A 17,807-nucleotide genomic window follows, 5' to 3' on the forward strand; every position below is an offset into this window, starting at 1 on the left:
ATGCAAAGGGAACAGATATCGGTATTTGATATTTTTAAGATAGGAATCGGGCCTTCGAGCTCACATACTTTGGGTCCATGGAGGGCCGCACAGCAATTTACGGCTTCTCTGAAACAACAGGGGGTTCTTGATGAAGTAGAACAAATAAAGATCCTGCTTTATGGTTCCCTTGCAAAGACGGGCAAAGGCCATGGTACAGATATTGCCATTTTACTGGGTCTCCATGGCGGCGATCCTGTTACTTTCGATGTGAATGCAATAGACTCGACTGTAGATGCGATCAAGAAGGAACAGCAGATCAATTTTGGCGGAGAAAAGTTGCTGCCATTTAACTACGATGAAGACCTGATTTTTCTATTTTTTGAAAGCCTTCCATTTCATCCCAATGCAGTGACATTTCAGGCATTCTTAAGCTCAGGTAAAGCAATTTCTGAAACCTATTATTCTATAGGCGGAGGATTTGTGGTGAAAGAAGGAGAAAGCGGGAATGAAAAAGAACAGGTAGAACTCCCTTTTCCCGTTGAAAAAGCAAATGACCTGTGGCACTGGTGCCTGACCACCGGATTAAAGGTGTCCGAAGTAGTCATGGAAAATGAGCTGGCCTGGCGTACCGAAGCAGAGACCAGAAAAGGCATTATGCAGCATTTTAATGTGATGAAAGAGTGCATTTATCGCGGTTGCCATACCTCTGGATTTTTACCAGGGGGACTAAATGTAGGCAGAAGAGCGGCGGCATTAAATAAACGATTGATCGGAAACAACATATATACCGACTATGAAAGCTGGGTAACTGCCATTAAAAGTGGTGGTAACGGATTCAATTACACCCTTGACTGGGTGAGTTGCTTTGCACTTGCTGTAAATGAAGAGAATGCTTCGTTTGGCAGGGTTGTTACGGCTCCAACAAATGGCGCAGCAGGTGTAATACCAGCGGTGTTGCAATATTACATCGCTTTTTGCGATGGTTTTTCTGATGATAAGATCATTCAGTTCATTGCATGTGCATCTGAAATCGGAAGTATATTTAAGAAAGGCGCGACAATTTCTGCAGCAATGGGAGGCTGTCAGGCCGAGATAGGTGTATCTTCAGCGATGGCCGCAGCTGCTTTAACGGAATGTCTGGGCGGTTCTCAGCGACAAGTACTGATGGCAGCTGAGATTGCGATGGAGCATCATCTCGGGCTTACCTGCGACCCTATTGGAGGTCTGGTACAAATTCCATGCATCGAAAGAAACACCATGGGTGCGATCAAGGCGATTACTGCCAGTCAGCTTGCATTGCAAAGCAATCCAGATAAGGCGAAAGTGAGTCTGGATGCTGTAGTAAATACGATGTGGGAGACAGCCCTTGACATGAATTCCAAATACAAAGAAACTTCTGACGGCGGATTGGCGACGAACATTCCGATCAGTTTGCCGGAGTGTTAGATTTTCTGCTGGGCTTTAATTGCAAGATATCGGTTGACCACATTTATGGTCAATTTGTTTGGTGGCGTCAGTATGCTGAGTATGCCGTGTTTGGCAAGTTCTTTTACCATTAGCTTTTTTTCGTAGGCAAATTTTCCTGCGATTGTATTGATGTAAATATCCTCTACATTATTTACAGGCTTTTCCGTCAGGGTTTTTAACTCCGTGTTTTCGAAGAAAACGATGAGCAGCAGGTGAAATTTTGCTATTCGCTTTAGAAATGGAAGCTGCCTGTTTAATGCAGACATGCTTTCAAAATTTGTGTAGAATACAATCAGGCTTCTTTGTTTGATCAGGCCACGGATGCTGATGTATAACGCTTCCATATTCGTTTCCAGGTAACGTGTCTTTTCTTTATAAAGCACGTTCATGATCTTTCCAAGCTGTGCAGGTCTCCTGTCGGCGGACACTATACTTCCTGTTTTTTCTGCTATTGTAATTAAGCCGGCCTTATCGTCCTTGACCAATGCTACATTAGAAAGCACGAGACTTGCATTGATTGCGTAGTCTAGCAGTGTAAGACCGTCAAATGGCATTTTCATGACCCTTGACTTATCAATTATGCTATACACATGCTGCGATTTCTCATCTGTGAACGAGTTTACCATGAGGTCGCCCCTTCGGGCAGTAGCCTTCCAGTTGATGGTCCGGTAATCATCGCCCTTTACATAGTTTTTTACCTGATCAAATTCCATACTGTGCCCTATGCGCCTGATCTTTTTTATGCCTACCTCACTCAGCCTGTTGGATATGGCCATAAGTTCATATTTACGCAGCTGTAGGAATGAAGGGTAAACCGGCACTGTTTTATCCGTTTCAAAATTAAACCTTCGCGTAATCAGCCCCAACGGAGACTGTACATATAACCTGACCATACCGAATACATATTCCCCACGCTTGGTAGGTCTTAATGTATAATTGATGGTTTTATGGGTTTTAGCATTCAGAGTGGCTTTAAACCATAGGTTCCGCTTCTGAAACTGAAATGGGATTTCATCAATCACACCGATATTAATACCGAATGAGTAAAAATTCTCTACATATATATTGAGTTCATTTTCATCCCCGTTACTCAATCTTTCGGGGACATCCCTTCGAAGAAAAACCCCTCTTTTATGGTTGTATAACAATAAAAAGTCTACTGTCACCAATGCGATCAGTGCACAAAAAGCGATATACGGCAGATCGCCAAGCCATGGCAAAAAGAAAGTGAAAAGAAAAAGACTAACACATATTCCAATTCCAACAAAAAGCCTTTTGCCCAGAAACAGATCTTTGTAGTATATTTTAAAAAGGTTTTTCAACTGCTTTAGGTTTACCTTGGTATTTCAATTTTTTGAATAATCTGCGCAACAACATCGGCAGCTGTAAGTCCTTCCATCTCTTTATCAGGTGTGAGCATGATTCGATGGGCAAGTACGGGAGCAGCAACTTTAATGATATCCTCAGGAGTAATAAAATCCCGTCCCTGCATTCCTGCTATTGCTTTGGCGCTGTTGATCAATGCCAGAGAAGCTCTTGGAGACGCCCCTAAGTAAAGGGATTTATTATTTCTGGTTTCATGAATAACCTTCGCCGCATACTCAATCAATTTAGGCTCTACATGAATTGCTTTAATAATGGCACGACAGGATTTGATCTGATCAATACTAAGCACTGGTTTTACTGCTTCAATCTCAACGTCAAGTTTTCGGTGGTGCTGGTTCTGAAGGATAAGGATTTCTTCTTCCAGGCTTGGATATCTTACTTCTATTTTAAAAAGAAAACGATCCAGCTGAGCTTCAGGTAAACGGTAGGTACCCTCCTGTTCTATGGGGTTTTGTGTCGCCAGCACCATAAATGGTTCATCCATCAGATAAGTATGTCCATCAACAGTAATTTGCCGTTCCTCCATTACCTCAAATAGCGCAGATTGCGTTTTAGCTGGTGCGCGATTGATCTCATCAACCAATATGATATGCCCGAAAATAGGGCCCTTTTTATATTCAAAAGCGGAAGACTTGGGGTCGAATATAGAGGTGCCTAATACATCGGAAGGCATGAGATCAGGTGTAAACTGTATCCGTGAAAAAGAGGCATCGATACTTTTTGCGACCAATTTGGCACTGAGTGTTTTGGCTACACCTGGAACGCCTTCCAGCAGGATATGACCATCAGCCAGTAGTCCTGCAATTAAAAAATCAATGGTTTCATTTTGGCCGATGATGATACTGCCCAAACTTTTTCTAATCTGTTCTACAGCTATATTTAATTGAGTTAAATCGGTTCTTTCGTTAAACATTTCCGTTTCCATAATTTATTGGGCTTGTTTATAAAATTGTTCAGTTAGTTTATTAAAGTCAATGAGCAATTGGTCATCGACCTTATGGCTGCCATTAATCTGTTTGATGAGCTTAAACAGCTGGTTTATTGTATCTGCTTTGACACCAGATCTTATACTTAATTTTTCTTGAAGTTCTTCATCCAGCTCAGCAGTTTTAAAGTGATAAGTACTCCTGATGTGCTCCAGAAAATAGCTGGATTTTTTGTTGGCTATATCCCTGTTGTCACGTTGCTGGTAATATACCTGTCCTACGACTTTCACGAAGTCTACAGAGGAGTTACTTAATGGCGCTACGATAGGTATGATGCGCTGTCTGCGTTTCATCTCAAAAATGACAAAAATGACCAAACCGATTAAAGCAAGGTAATATGCCCATCTCAGGTGTTCATTTCTAAAGATGACGCGCAATACCGAGGTGTCGCCGGTATCCGGCTTGGTATTAAATTCATCCCAAATCAGTGTTTCTGATGAAGGCAGATGCGATAATGCTTTAGTGGCATAATCTGCCCCGGAAGGCATTAGTAAGCTATAGTTAGTTAGCAATTGAGGATTTGGCAAAATATACAAAGCACCCCTACCAAAAGTGTACTTCAGAAAATTGGCATTTCCTCTCTCGTTTTTACCCAATACGATTGCTCTGGCTGTGTCGAATTCACTAAAATACTGATCGCCTAATCCCTTCTTAAAATGATAAGCATTCCGCGATTTTAGCTGTGGATTTGTAAAATTAATTCCATCGCTTTTCTTGTTGACATAGTTATATGAAGATGTCGATTTCAATTTTAAAGTATCACTCAATATATTGGCGATATCAAATGAGGCGATAAAAACATGGTTACCGGAAGACATGAACTTCATCAGTTCCTGCAGATCAAGTTTATCAAGATCTATTTTCGAGGCAATTAGCAGATAAACGGCATTTTTATGTGCTTTATCCTTAAGTGTATTGTATGCTCTTTTATTGGCTATTTTTAATTGTGCATTAGGAAAAATGTTTCGGATCTGCTGATGAAGGATAAAAGTTCCAAAAGGAATCTTATGTTCTTTTAAATAGGTAGGTGTCCAATCCGTGGGCTTTGGTTTATAATATTGTGCGACCAGATATGCGACCAGCAGGATCGCACTCACAATCAGATATCTCCTCAGTCCTTTCATGATATTTGAGAATTGAATTGTTCAAAGGAGTTTTTTACAAGCGTAAAATTATCTTTACTGATCATGAACTCACCATACCAAATGTACTCAAACTGCCGGGTAAGGGTGGAGAACTGTATCCTGTTGTTTTCATCTTTTATCTCACTGAGGTAGGTCTGGTTTGTTTTTTCCGGAAGCCAGTGGATCAGACTTTTATCATTAAGTTGTTTTAGCGACAATAAGTAAAGCAAGCGAACTGCAAGTCTGTAATTCCCGCTGGATATGGCCTTATCGATTTCTTCATTGAAATTGATCTCATGAATATTATCGTCAGTTTCATAATATGGAATTTGGATGGCTTTAGACTTTTTCGAAAAAATGGCCAGATCTGCGCCGATTATTTTGATTACCGCAAAAACTACCAGTGCAAAAAAAACGGTGATTGCCAAATATTTGATGAAGCTCCCACTACCTGAGAGCGAATGAATATTACTAAAAAGCCGGCTGATTAAACTCCAGAACCATCTCCAGAATCTGTCCCATAAACTTTCCTGCTGAGGGGGCACATCATCATATTGAAAATCTTTTGATGCTTTAAAGCTGTTGAGCTTTTTTGCATCAAAGCTGCGGAGCGCAACCTTACTACTATCTGTTTTCACCACTGCCGGATGTGAAGGCAAGGTCCCTGGTTTATCAACTGCCCGGATCTGCAATGATACAAATAATAGAAAAGCTGAAAGCAGAAAGCGCATATTAATATTCTTCAGGAATAGGATTAATGTCCGCATTGGGTTTTCCGAATTTATCAATCCTTTCAAGCAAACCTGTATTGTCCTGACGTTCGTTGAGGTTATAATAGCACAGACAAATACCGATGACAGGCAGCACCATAAAGATCTGGCAAAGGTATCGGATAATAGTAGATATAATGATTACCGTATTTGATATGCCGTTTGCGCCTTCTGTAAAAGCACTAAAGATACTAAGAATGATGGCAGGCAATGAGGCAAAAGACATAGACGCATAAGTAATGATCCACAGTACAAATATAGTCCCCGCACTTACCCACCATTGATCTTTTAGCAGCTTAAACGACCTGCTGAATGAATACCCGAAATCTGCATTTTCCAATATCATGATAGGGAAAAATAGGGACATTGCCGGAAATACATAGACGAATGGGACAAAACATGCTACAAAACAACAGATCAGAAACAAACCAACGATAATACTACTTCCTAAAACACGGAAAAAATAATACTTAAAATAGGCCCATACCTCTTCCACTGATGGTGCAATTTTTCCTTTTTCAACGTACAATGCAATAAAACTAATGACGGTAACGTAGATCGCCGTATAGTTTGCCATTGAAAAAACAATTAATATCAGGGAATCCAGTGTTAATACCTGTGCGAACCTGGTTAGGGCAGCATCGCCATCAGAACCAGCACCAATGCCACTTCTGATTGCATTTTGCAAACCGATTTGCTGCATAATCGCAGACAGCATTGCTGCAAGGATAAAGAATCCGCAAAGGTAGATAAACACCTTCATCAGCGGTTTAAAATTCTGCTTTATAAATAAAAAGGTATCATTAATGATTTCCCCGAAATCTCTGATCTTTTTGAACTCTACTTTTTCTGCCATTTTTTTTATTGAGTGCGTTTAACAATTTGTCTTGGATATATAATTACATACCATATCATAAATAAAAGTGATCCCGCCAAAATGGAAACGCTTAACCATATCGGCATATCGGTATGTCTGGTTACGAAACTTTCAAATATCGCTGCAAGGACGATGATGGGTAATATACCTAAAGCTATTTTTGTAGCGTCTTTAGCACTCTGCTGAAATGCCTGAAATCTTGTAAAGGTTTTTGGAAATAATAGGCCATGCCCAAGCACTAGTCCCGCACCGCCTGCAATGATAATTGCTAGGATTTCCAGGGTGCCATGAATCCAGATGACCAACACAGATTCCAAACCTAATCCTTTACTAAAAAAGTAATATTCAAATGAGCCGAGCATAATTCCGTTTTTTAAAATAAAGAAGACAGGGCCAACAGAAAGAAAAATACCGCTCAGGAACATCACTAAGGAAACATAGATATTGTTGCTGGCTATTTTCAGGAACATAGAAAACTCTCCGTCTTGCTTATATACCCCGAAGGGATCGCCTTTGGCAATATTCTCATTCGTCATGTTCACATAACCATCACCAAGAATGAGACGGATGAAAGAATCATCATATTTTGCAGAAAGCGCTCCTATTAAGGAGGATATTACAAAGAATATGAAAGCATACAACAAAGGTCTGCGGTAGGTATAAAATAAAGATGGCAATTCAGTTTTCCAGAAATTGATAAACAGGTTGCTATCCGCTTTTTTGTTTTTATAGATGGATTGATGGAGTACCGAAGCGATTCCGTTGAGATAAGCTGTAGTCCTGGATTTAGGATAAAAGGTTTTGGCGTAGGCCAGGTCATTTGTGATATCTATGAATCGATCAGCCAGCTCATCGGGGCTTGCTGATTGCATTTGCTCGTAAGATTTCCATTTAGCGGAATTCTGCTTTACAAATAAAGACTCTCTCATAGATTTTAAGGCGTATAATTTTTTGTTAAAATACCACAAAAAACAATTTTACAAGAATAAATTAAACAATATTATATTTGAGCCTATATGGAAACAGTTAAGGTAAATACCTCCCAACATGTAGATATTGATTATCCTGTTGCCGGCATAGGCGAAAGGATAGCCGCCAGATTGATAGATTTGGCTTGCTTTATCGGGCTATATATCTTATTTGTACTTTTAGCGTTGCTGACAAATACGATCTCAAGTGGGGACATTGCTTTTATTGTAGTGATCTCCTTGTATGTGGCATCCTACATTTTCTACAACCTTATTTGTGAGGTTTTTATGAATGGGCAATGTATCGGGAAAAGGCTCATGAAGATCAGAGTAGTGAGTTTGGATGGCGGGCAGGCAAGTATAGGCCAATATTTTATCCGCTGGGTATTCAGGCTGGTAGATTTTCTGCTTACTGCGCAGATAGGCGGGTTGATCTGTATTGCGCTTTCAGAAAAAAAACAAAGGATTGGGGATATTGTGGCCGGAACTACTGTGATTAAAACTGTACCAAGAACAACTTCTGAGCACATCGCCTTCCATCCTACAGAAGAGAAGTATACAGCTGTATTTCATGATGCGCACGAACTCTCTGACCGTGACCTGGAATTGATTCATGAAGTGATCACGACTTATTATAAGACTGGAAATCCTGAGCTTGTCTACTCGATGGCTGCAAAAATTGCAGATCACCTGTCTCTGACTATACCAGAAGGAATGAATCAAATGGAATTTCTGAAGACGATAGTAAAAGACTATAATTACATTACTGCTGTGGCAGAATAGTTATTTCACACTTTTTATTATGGGTTTGGCTACATTCAGGGCCCAGTCAAGATACATTTTTGAGGAAGGATGGAGTCCATCTGCGGCGACTAATGTCTGATCATTCAGTGCCTGTCTAGATGCAGGTGTGATGTCAGTATAGCTTACTCCCGCTTTAAGTGTCTCTTCTTTATTGATGGCATTAAACGCGTCAATCTCATTTGCAATGTTCTCTGTACCTCTTCCGCTCTGCTTACCAAAAGGGGTCACCCCCCAGTCGGGTATTGAAACTACAAAAACCCGGGAACTGCCTTTAGCGGCGAAGCATATCGCGGTTTGGAGTAATTCTTTAAACTCTTTTCGATAAGTTTCCTTAGACTCTTCTCTGTATTGGTTGTTTACTCCGATCAATAGCGTTACGATGTCAAACTGCTGTTTTAAAGCGGCTGATTTAATTGCAGTTTGCAGTTCACTTGTAGTCCATCCTGTTTTTGCAATGATTACAGGATTTTTGACAGCAATCTCATTTGCTTTAAGCTGTGCAACCAACTGATATGGAAAGTTTTTTGATTGCTCGACAGATTCACCTATGGTATAAGAATCGCCAAGAGCAAGATAGCTAAATTGGCCGGAATTAGCATTTGTGGGAATTTCCTTTGTATCCATAGTTTTCAGTTCTGCTTTTTTGCAGGCCAATATTAAGAATAATGATGTAAATAAAATAGAAAATCTCATGATGCTATTTACGTAGAATGCATGGTGGTAGATTTCATGGGGTTTAAAAAGCTTTAGGCTGCTAAATAATCAAAAGGAGTGCAGGGAATGTTACGGCTAATCCAAAAAACTATAACTATAACAAATATTACTTTGGGAGTAATTGGGTTGTACCAAATTTTCCAAATGAAATCTTTTTGTGTCAAATAAGATATAATTTTTGTGATCAGATGAATGAACAGAAATGGAATACTAATTACCAGTAAGGAATTGTAATTCAAGGCTAGCAAAATATTGCCGTGCAGCAATGCATGAACAGCTCTTTGAGAGCCGCACCCAGGACAATCCAGCCCTGTATACTTGTGAAATGGACATTCAGGAAAAAAATCGTACATCTTAGGGTCATACTTGTAATATAAAATGGCCAGGCCAATAACCACAACTAACCCCAAGATGTATTTTAATTTTATCAAAACTTAAGAGCTAAACATTGCTCCTCCCAGACCCATTACTACGAAAAATAGGATATATAAAACGATTACACCTATACCTACGAAGAAGCCTATTTTTGTATACTTACCTGCAGCGTCCGAAGCGGCCTGAGCACCAGCATAATCTCCAACTCCATACCTGCTATTTACATTTGCAGCATTAACTATACCGACTATTCCAAGTGGAAGGCAGCAGAATAAAGTAACAAGAATTGATTCTACCAACCAATTTTTAGGCTGAGGAGTTGGCGCATTGCCAAAAGGTTGTTGGCCAAATGGCTGGCCTTGAGATTGTTGATTTTCCATAGATTGATTTAGATTTTAATTTTTTAAGTGAAACCTTTTCTAAATGTAGATTTTTTAAATTAAAGATGAAATAGTGAAGGGATTAATTTTCTCAAACTAGCTCCATATGGAAAAGACTCGCAATGTGGTTTTTCAATTTTTCTTTTACCTCATTCATATCCAAAGCATATCCTAATTCGCTTTGCATGGAGGTCACTGCCTTATCATCGATCCCGCAAGGGACAATGTTCTTGAAATAATCCAGATCGGCGTTAACATTAAATGCAAAACCATGCATGGTAACCCACCTGCTGCACCTTACGCCCATAGCACATATTTTGCGGGCTTTGTCATTGTCAGCATCCAGCCACACTCCGGTAAAGCCGGGATATCTGCCAGATTCTATTCCATAATCTTTTAAAGTAAGGATAACCGCTTCTTCTAATGTGCGCAGGTAAAGATGTATGTCTGTAAAAAAGTTATCCAGATCCAGAATGGGGTAGCCTACAATCTGTCCGGGACCGTGATAAGTAATGTCTCCTCCCCTGTTGATCTTGTAATAGGTCGCATTTTTCGCTTTAAGTTCACTCTCGTCCAGCAGCAGGTTCTCAGGATGACCACTCTTACCAAGCGTATAGACATGCGGATGCTCGCAAAACACAAGATAATTGGGCGTATCCAAGTGGGCACTATTGGTTCTATTTTGTGTTTTTACAGCTACTGTACGATTAAATATCTCTTCCTGGTTGTTCCAGGCAATCTGATAATCGGTCAGTCCCCAATCTATAAATTCAACTCTTTTATTCATTTTAACAAATGGATTACCTAATCCTGTTTAGCCGACTACATAGCCCAGCATGTAGCCATCATTAGTTTTAAAATAGTTTACTGTAAGCTCCTGTGTTCCTTCAGGCAGGTCTACTAAAGCACTTAAGCTACCGCTATCTTTTAATTTGAATGGTTTAATATGGATGTCCTTTTTAAACTCAAGTCCTTTACGTCCATTCCATTTATAGATTGCCTCTTTTGCACACCAGCAGATATAAAGTCCGTTGATATTATCTCCTATTTGCTTCTGCGCCAGTTCCGAATCTGAAAGAAATTTATGTCTGATGCTCTTGATTTTATGTTTAATCAATTCTATATCTACACCTACTTTCTTGACTTTACCAATAATCACTGAGGCATAATCATAAGAATGGCTTAATGAAATGTGATAGTCAAGATCTGGCAGATAAGGCTTACCATGCTCATCCATCCTACAGTCGATATATTCAGAAGTGTTTAACATTGTCCGCAGTAATACTCTAGTACTTAGCCAATGCAATAGGCGCTTCCCGTTGTTTAAGGAAGAAATAAAATCCAGCTCATGCTGTTTCAACTGCAGACCTGATATCAGCTGCTCTTCAGTTTCTTCGATCTTCCATACCGCCAGCATGGTATCATCGTCAATTTTTTTATTAAAAACTACGGGCATGTCTATTTTAGAAAACTATGCAAAAGTATCTTAAATTAATCATAATTTCGTCCAAATGCTAGATTGTTGCAAAACTTACAATTGGGAATACTGATAAGTGAGTATCGCAAGCTTCATAGCCAATCAAAAACATTCACATTTAACGAGAAATGATACTGTCCGACAAACGAATTCTTGAAGAAATAGATAAAGGAACAATAATTATTGAACCTTTTAAAGCAGAATGCCTGGGCACAAATTCATATGATGTTCATTTGGGCAAGTATCTGGCCACTTACAAAGACAGGATCCTGGACGCAAAAGCCCACAATAAAATTGATCATTTTGAGATCCCGAAAGAAGGTTACGTTTTACACCCGGGAACATTATACCTTGGCGTTACACTAGAGTATACAGAAACTCATGCACATATTCCATTTTTAGAAGGGAAATCAAGTACAGGGAGATTAGGAATAGATATCCATGCAACTGCAGGAAAAGGAGATGTTGGATTTTGCAATACCTGGACCTTAGAGATCTCCTGTGCTCAGCCTGTAAGAATTTATGCCGGTATGCCAATTGGTCAGCTGATCTATTTCACCGTAGAGGGCGATATTCAAACCATGTACAATACAAAGAACAACGCAAAATACAACAATAAAACCACTAAACCCGTGGAAAGTATGATGTGGAAAAACAAATTTTAAGTACGATTTGTAACTAAGTTTTAAATTGATTTAATGCCTCAATATTCTTATATTGAGGCATTATTTTTGCTAATGCTTATTGCTCATGAAACTTCGAATAGCGTTACCAGTTTTCTCCTTTTTTGTATTTTTTACCATTCTCGCTTATACTGCCGACGATGATCCTTTTAGTGCGCTTTTGAAAAAGCTGGAAGTCTACAATGAAAAGAATCCTCAGGAGAAAGTATACCTGCATTTAGACAAACCTTATTATGCTATCGGCGATGACATCTGGTTTAAAGCATACATCATCAATGCGCAAACTTCGAAACCATCTGACTTAAGCGGCATATTATACGTTGACCTAATCAATGAAAAAGATTCGCTAAAAAAACAAGTAAGGCTTCCTGTTATTGCGGGCCTGACCTGGGGGGATTTTAAGCTGCCTGATTCTTTATCTGAAGGCAACTACAGGATAAGAGCTTATACCCAATGGATGAGAAATATGGGCACTGAGTTCTTTTTCGATAAAACAATAAAAATTGGCAATTCCTGGGCTAATAGTGTTTTTACGAATGCTACTTACAGCTTTAGCAAGCAAAATCAAACAGAAAAAGTTGATGCAAAAATCAGGTTTACAGACAAGGAAGGTAGTCCTTATGTACAAAAAGATGTGTCTTATGAAGTAGAGCTAAACTTCAGGAATCAGGCAAAAGGAAAAGCAACAACCAATGAGCAGGGAGAAATCAACATTAGTTTTCTGAATGCCCAACCTTCAATTTATAAATCAGGCAAGATTGTTACGACAATCTCTCTTCCGGAAAACAAAAAGGTCATTAAAAATATTCCTGTAAAGGCTACCTCAACCGCTGTTGATGTCCAATTCTTTCCTGAAAGCGGAAATCTGGTAGAAAATCTACCAAATAAAATAGGCATTAAAGCAACTAATGCTTCTGGTCTTGGTGAAGACATCACAGGTACGGTTGTGGATAACGACGGTACTGAAATCAATACATTTGGCACTCAGCATCTGGGCATAGGTAGCTTAATCCTTAACCCACAACCCGGCAAAACGTATACAGCTAAGGTCAAGTTTAAAGATGGCTCAGAAAGAACGATTAACTTACCTAAATCTCTCCAAAGCGGATATATCCTGACAACAAACAATTCTTCTGATAATTTAACCGCCAAGGTTTTACGAAGCGAAAACCTGGTTGGTACCGGGGAATTAAAACTGGTTGCCCAGCATAATGGAAATGTTTATTTTGTTTCCAAAACGTCTTCATCGAAACAAATCTTTATCACCAACATCCCTAAAAAAGATTTACCATCTGGAATCATCCAACTCACATTATTTTCAGCAAATAATACACCATTGTGTGAGAGGCTTATTTTTGTAAAAAACCCCAACGATAATATAAAAACCAGTATATCATCTTCCAAGACAACCTATCAGAGAAAGGAAAAAGTAGACATTGATATTCAAGCCGCCTTTGCTGACAAACCTGTACAGGGGAGCTTTTCTGTTTCTGTTACAAACACGGCCTCAGTTAAACCTGATGAAGAAAATGAAACCAATATCTTCACTTCACTTTTACTGACATCAGATATCGTTGGATACGTAGAAAAGCCAAATTACTACTTCCTGAATTCGGACTCAAAAACACTGCAAGACCTGGACAATCTTTTACTAACTCAGGGTTGGAGAAGGTTTATCTGGAAAAATGTGATCAATGACCTCGCCCCAATAATCAGATACCAGCCTGAAAAGGCATTAAAAATTAGCGGCATCCTTACTACTTATGGAGGAAAACCAGTGCCTAAAGGCAAAATATCGTTGTTTTCATCATCCGGCGGTTTTTTTGCAACCGACACATTGACAGATGAGCAGGGTCACTTTAGTTTTGAACCGATGAGTTTCAACGACAGCACCAAGTTTATTGTACAGGCCCGAAACGCTAAAGACAAAAAACATGTAGACATAAAGCTTGATGTAACTGATGGTCAAATTATTACAAAAAGCAAGAACAATGGTGATATTGAAATCAATGTAAATGAAGCACTATCGGGCTATTTAAGAAAAAGCAGTAGCTTTTTTGATGAACTGACCAAACGTGGTTTATTAGAGAAGACCATCACTTTGAAAGAAGTGAGCATTGTAGAGAAGAAAGATGTAATTAAGAACTCTTCTAACCTCAGCAGAAACGCAGATGCGGTGATAACTGCCGAGCAACTTCAGAATTGTACCACAATCTCTCAGTGCCTGATAGGAAGGGTAGCGGGGCTGATTTTCAGAAATGGAATACCTTACCTTATGAGAAATGGAAATACACCTATGCACATTACATTAGATGGCATGCAAATAGAACCTGAAACTCTTGACAACATCAATGTCACTGATATTGAAGGTGTCGAGGTTCTTAAATCGATAGGCAATACCGCTATTTATGGTTCGAACGGTGGAGGTGGCGTATTGGTTATTACTACGAAGAGAGGTGGCGGGTTCTCCAGTGCGTCTACATTTGTTCCTGGTATCATCTCTTACTCTCCTAAAGGCTATTCTGTTCCCCGTCAATTCTATTCACCTAAATACGACGTTCCAAATAGTGCAACTGATTCAAGGACTACGATCTATTGGGCTCCACATATTTCAACCAATGAAGGCGGTAAAGGCCAGTTCAGCTTTTACAATTCAAACGAAGCAGGAAACTACCGTGTTGTTGTTGAAGGGATAGATATGGCTGGAAATCTAGCCAGATCTGTGTATACATACGAAGTTAAATAAGGAATAACGATGAACACAATTAAAGTTAGTGTAAAGGATCATTTGGCTATTATTACCCTTAACAGAGGCAAATCTAATGCCCTCAATGCTGAGATGATTACAGAATTGAATGACATATTGAAAAATATTTCAACTGATCAAAATATAGCAGGTGTAATCATCACAGGGAAGGAACATTTCTTTTCAGCGGGATTGGACCTGATAGAACTTTATAATTACGGAGAAAAAGAGGTAAAATCATTCTGGAATCTATTTTTAGATTTTGTGGCAAATATTATCTCATTTAAAAAACCCATCGTTGCTGCTGTAAATGGACATAGCCCCGCCGGAGGATGTGTAATTGCGCTTGCATGCGACTACAGGATAATGTCTGAAGGAAAGTATATCATAGGATTAAATGAGGTACCTGTAGGAATTATAGTACCTAACAGTATATTCCAGTTGTATTCATTCTGGATTGGGCAGGCTAATGCTTCAAGAAGCTTGCTTGAAGGAAAACTGTTTAGTCCTGAAGAAGCTCTTCAGGTTGGTTTGATAGACGAAATTGTAAATCCGGCCAGCATACTTACCGCAGCAGAACGGAAAATCAGAAAGTATATGGCTATGGAGCGCAATACATGGGAACAGAGCAAGCTAAATATAAGACAGAGCCTGATCTCGGTTGCTGGCGCGGATCAAAGTGCATCACTGGAAATTATGCTTAAGCAGTGGTGGTCCCCTTCTACCAGAAGTATCCTTAAAACAATAATAGATAACCTTCAAAAAAAATAGCTATGTACAATCAATCCATGTTAAGAGATGATGCGTTAAAAGGAAAAACCATAGTAATTACTGGTGGAGGAACTGGCTTAGGAAAGGCAATGGGTACTTATTTCCTAAAGTTGGGTGCAAATTTAGTGATTACAAGTCGTAAGGTTGATGTGCTTCAAAAGACTGCGACAGAAATGGAGAAAGAAACAGGCGGAAAAGTACTTGCCGTAGCCTGTGATGTCAGAGAGTACGAACAGGTAGAAAATGTTCTGAGAGAAAGCATAAAGGTCTTCGGAAAAGTTGATGGACTGATCAACAACGCTGCAGGGAATTTCATCGCCCCTACAGAACGTTTATCTGCCAATGCATTCTCCGCTGTTATAGATATTGTTTTGAAAGGCTCAGTAAACTGTACACTTGCATTCGGCAAACACTGGATTAGTGAAAAACAGGCCGCAAGTGTTTTAAACATTGTGACCACTTATGCTTTCACTGGATCAGCTTATGTAGTACCTTCTGCCTGCGCCAAAGGCGGCGTATTGGCAATGACCCGGTCACTCGCCGTAGAGTGGGGCAAATATGGTATCCGAACAAATGCTATAGCACCAGGACCATTCCCAACAAAAGGTGCCTGGGAAAGGCTGCTGCCCGGTGATCTTGCTGAAAAGTTTGATTTTAAAAATCGTGTCCCTCTGAAACGTGTGGGTGATCATCAAGAACTCGCAAACCTCGCTGCATTTCTCATTAGCGATTTCGCGGGTTATATCAATGGAGAGGTCATCACCATTGATGGCGGTGAATGGTTACAGGGTGCCGGTCAGTTCAATGGATTAGAAGCTATACCTAACGAGATGTGGGATGCTTTTGAGCAAATGACAAGATCTGCAAAAGGCAGCTGATTTTTTACCATCTGATTAGTGCACTGGCCCAGGTAAATCCTGATCCGAATGCGGCGAGACAAACCAGGTCCCCTTCTTTAACTTTTCCTGCTTCCCAGGCCTCACATAAGGCTATAGGAACGGACGCGGCCGTAGTATTGCCATATTTTTGAATATTATTAAAGACCTTTTCGTCTGGCAGGCCCAACAACTGCTGCACATACTGGCTTATCCTCAAATTTGCCTGATGTGGTACAAGGAGATCAATATCTTCGGGCTTTAAATTATTTGCATTTAAGGCTTCTTTTATAACTTCCGGAAACTTAACGACAGCCTTTTTAAATACTGCCGGCCCATCCATGTAAGGAAGAGCTGCACCACTTTCCAGCTGCTCTGTGGTTAAAAACAACCCTCCTAGTTCCTGATCAGGATATCCAGGCTTGTCTTTAAGCCATTTATTAGCGTTTGATCCCGGATAAAACATAGCGAGGATTTCTGCATCGGCACCATCACTATGCAGGTGTGTACTTAAAATACCCTGGTTTTCATTATTTGTCGGCTGAAGGACCACAGCCCCTGCTCCATCTCCGAATATTACAGATACATTCCTGCTTCTGGTTTCGAAATCCATAGCGAAGGAATGCTTCTCACTTCCTACCACCAGGATGTTCTTATACATTCCGGTTTTAATAAATTGATCAGCAACAGACAAAGCATATACAAATCCAGAGCATTGGTTCCTGATATCAAGTGCTCCGATTTCTTTCATCTTCATTTCCCTTTGGAGCAGGACTCCACAGCCAGGAAAGTAATAATCGGGGCTTAATGTTGCAAAAATAATAAAATCCACATCCTGAGCAGTAATATCGGCACGTTCAATAGCAATTTTGGCTGCCTCAATCCCCATTGTTGTAGTTGTCTCTTCAAGACGATCGGCAAACCTTCGTTCTTTAATCCCAGTGCGTTCCTGTATCCATTCATCGTTGGTATCCATGAAACGGGACAGATCGTTATTTGTATAAATATTTTTAGGGACATAATATCCGATACCGGCAATCTTTGAACGCTGCATCATATTTGGAGTTTGTATTAATTTTAAGCAAAAATAACTTTAACTACAACATTATTTTGAAATTAGCTTATTTTTGCACTATGTCTACAGAAACTAAAGAAGAAACATTTACATTGGAAGAAATCCTTACCTCATTAAAAACGGTTCATCGCTTAATACTTTGGAATGATGATGTAAATACTTTTGACCACGTAATACACTGTATGATGAAATACCTTGACTATTCAGAACATCAGGCCGAAAAAATTGCATGGGAGGTACACAACAAAGGCAAATGTGCTGTTTTGGAAGGTTCATTTACTGAAATGGAAGTTTATCGTAAAATTCTGCAACAGGAAGGCTTGACCGTTTCTGTTGATTAGTTTACG

General features: G+C 39.7%; 19 protein-coding genes. 7 read left to right on the forward strand and 12 right to left on the reverse strand.

Annotated features, from left to right (window positions below; genetic code table 11):
* Positions 1-1,428, forward strand: coding sequence for an L-serine ammonia-lyase (locus FA047_RS10175; protein WP_136835926.1), 1,428 nt, complete (start codon positions 1-3; stop codon positions 1,426-1,428).
* Here FA047_RS10175 and FA047_RS10180 read toward each other — a convergent pair.
* Genes FA047_RS10180 through FA047_RS10205 form a run of 6 tightly spaced genes read right to left on the reverse strand, consistent with a single transcriptional unit; the run spans position 1,425 to position 7,521 of the window.
* Positions 1,425-2,771, reverse strand: coding sequence for a DUF58 domain-containing protein (locus tag FA047_RS10180; protein ID WP_136835927.1), 1,347 nt, complete (start codon positions 2,769-2,771; stop codon positions 1,425-1,427). The genes FA047_RS10175 and FA047_RS10180 overlap by 4 nt on opposite strands.
* Before the next feature lie 11 nt (positions 2,772-2,782).
* Positions 2,783-3,760 carry an AAA family ATPase gene (locus FA047_RS10185; protein ID WP_136835928.1) on the reverse strand — a complete coding sequence of 326 codons (978 nt, stop codon included), beginning with the start codon at positions 3,758-3,760 and terminating at the stop codon, positions 2,783-2,785.
* Between the two features lie 3 nt (positions 3,761-3,763).
* The gene (locus FA047_RS10190; RefSeq protein ID WP_136835929.1) at positions 3,764-4,945 is read right to left on the reverse strand and encodes a DUF4350 domain-containing protein; all 1,182 of its coding nucleotides are present in this window, start codon (positions 4,943-4,945) and stop codon (positions 3,764-3,766) included.
* A complete protein-coding gene (locus FA047_RS10195) occupies positions 4,942-5,712 on the reverse strand; it encodes a hypothetical protein (RefSeq protein ID WP_136835930.1) in 771 nt (256 codons plus the stop codon). The genes FA047_RS10190 and FA047_RS10195 overlap by 4 nt, the downstream gene beginning before the upstream one ends.
* Positions 5,678-6,571, reverse strand: coding sequence for a hypothetical protein (locus FA047_RS10200; protein WP_136835931.1), 894 nt, complete (start codon positions 6,569-6,571; stop codon positions 5,678-5,680). The genes FA047_RS10195 and FA047_RS10200 overlap by 35 nt, the downstream gene beginning before the upstream one ends.
* A gap of 5 nt (positions 6,572-6,576) precedes the next feature.
* A complete protein-coding gene (locus FA047_RS10205) occupies positions 6,577-7,521 on the reverse strand; it encodes a stage II sporulation protein M (RefSeq protein WP_136835932.1) in 945 nt (314 codons plus the stop codon).
* 87 nt (positions 7,522-7,608) lie between these two features.
* On the opposite strand from FA047_RS10205, the gene FA047_RS10210 reads away from it, so the two are divergent.
* On the forward strand, positions 7,609-8,343 hold the full coding sequence (locus tag FA047_RS10210) for an RDD family protein (RefSeq protein WP_136835933.1): 735 nt from the start codon (positions 7,609-7,611) through the stop codon (positions 8,341-8,343).
* Here the strand turns inward: FA047_RS10210 and FA047_RS10215 are convergent, their stop codons facing one another.
* The 5 genes from FA047_RS10215 to FA047_RS10235 all read right to left on the reverse strand — a co-directional run bounded on the left by FA047_RS10215 (position 8,344) and on the right by FA047_RS10235 (position 11,289).
* Positions 8,344-8,988, reverse strand: coding sequence for an SGNH/GDSL hydrolase family protein (locus FA047_RS10215; RefSeq protein WP_225872693.1), 645 nt, complete (start codon positions 8,986-8,988; stop codon positions 8,344-8,346).
* A 122-nt stretch (positions 8,989-9,110) separates the two neighbouring features.
* On the reverse strand, positions 9,111-9,431 hold the full coding sequence (locus tag FA047_RS10220; RefSeq protein WP_205943289.1) for a DUF2752 domain-containing protein: 321 nt from the start codon (positions 9,429-9,431) through the stop codon (positions 9,111-9,113).
* Positions 9,432-9,512: 81 nt separating this feature from the next.
* The gene (locus FA047_RS10225) at positions 9,513-9,833 is read right to left on the reverse strand and encodes a CD225/dispanin family protein (protein WP_136835936.1); all 321 of its coding nucleotides are present in this window, start codon (positions 9,831-9,833) and stop codon (positions 9,513-9,515) included.
* A gap of 91 nt (positions 9,834-9,924) precedes the next feature.
* A complete protein-coding gene (gene lipB / locus FA047_RS10230; protein WP_136835937.1) occupies positions 9,925-10,620 on the reverse strand; it encodes a lipoyl(octanoyl) transferase LipB in 696 nt (231 codons plus the stop codon).
* A gap of 27 nt (positions 10,621-10,647) precedes the next feature.
* Positions 10,648-11,289: a 4'-phosphopantetheinyl transferase family protein gene (locus tag FA047_RS10235; protein WP_136835938.1), complete on the reverse strand. Its 642-nt coding sequence runs from the start codon at positions 11,287-11,289 to the stop codon at positions 10,648-10,650.
* Between the two features lie 149 nt (positions 11,290-11,438).
* Here FA047_RS10235 and dcd point away from each other — a divergent pair, with 149 nt between their 5' ends.
* From dcd to FA047_RS10255, 4 genes are all read left to right on the forward strand, one after another.
* Positions 11,439-11,975 (forward strand): dCTP deaminase, encoded by a 537-nt coding sequence (gene dcd, locus FA047_RS10240; RefSeq protein WP_136835939.1) that lies wholly within the window; start codon positions 11,439-11,441, stop codon positions 11,973-11,975.
* 85 nt (positions 11,976-12,060) lie between these two features.
* A complete protein-coding gene (locus tag FA047_RS10245; protein WP_136835940.1) occupies positions 12,061-14,739 on the forward strand; it encodes a TonB-dependent receptor plug domain-containing protein in 2,679 nt (892 codons plus the stop codon).
* Positions 14,740-14,748: 9 nt separating this feature from the next.
* On the forward strand, positions 14,749-15,510 hold the full coding sequence (locus tag FA047_RS10250) for an enoyl-CoA hydratase/isomerase family protein (RefSeq protein WP_136835941.1): 762 nt from the start codon (positions 14,749-14,751) through the stop codon (positions 15,508-15,510).
* Positions 15,511-15,512: 2 nt separating this feature from the next.
* Positions 15,513-16,388, forward strand: a complete 876-nt coding sequence (locus FA047_RS10255) for an SDR family oxidoreductase (protein WP_136835942.1) — start codon at positions 15,513-15,515, stop codon at positions 16,386-16,388.
* Between the two features lie 4 nt (positions 16,389-16,392).
* On the opposite strand, the gene FA047_RS10260 is transcribed toward FA047_RS10255, so the two are convergent.
* The gene (locus FA047_RS10260) at positions 16,393-17,442 is read right to left on the reverse strand and encodes a 3-oxoacyl-ACP synthase III family protein (protein ID WP_136835943.1); all 1,050 of its coding nucleotides are present in this window, start codon (positions 17,440-17,442) and stop codon (positions 16,393-16,395) included.
* Between the two features lie 77 nt (positions 17,443-17,519).
* Here FA047_RS10260 and FA047_RS10265 point away from each other — a divergent pair, with 77 nt between their 5' ends.
* A complete protein-coding gene (locus tag FA047_RS10265; RefSeq protein WP_136835944.1) occupies positions 17,520-17,801 on the forward strand; it encodes an ATP-dependent Clp protease adaptor ClpS in 282 nt (93 codons plus the stop codon).
* Positions 17,802-17,807: the final 6 nt, after the last annotated feature.

The organism is Pedobacter frigoris (genome assembly GCF_005116445.1).
In the GTDB taxonomy this organism is placed as follows: Bacteria; Bacteroidota; Bacteroidia; order Sphingobacteriales; family Sphingobacteriaceae; genus Pedobacter; species Pedobacter frigoris.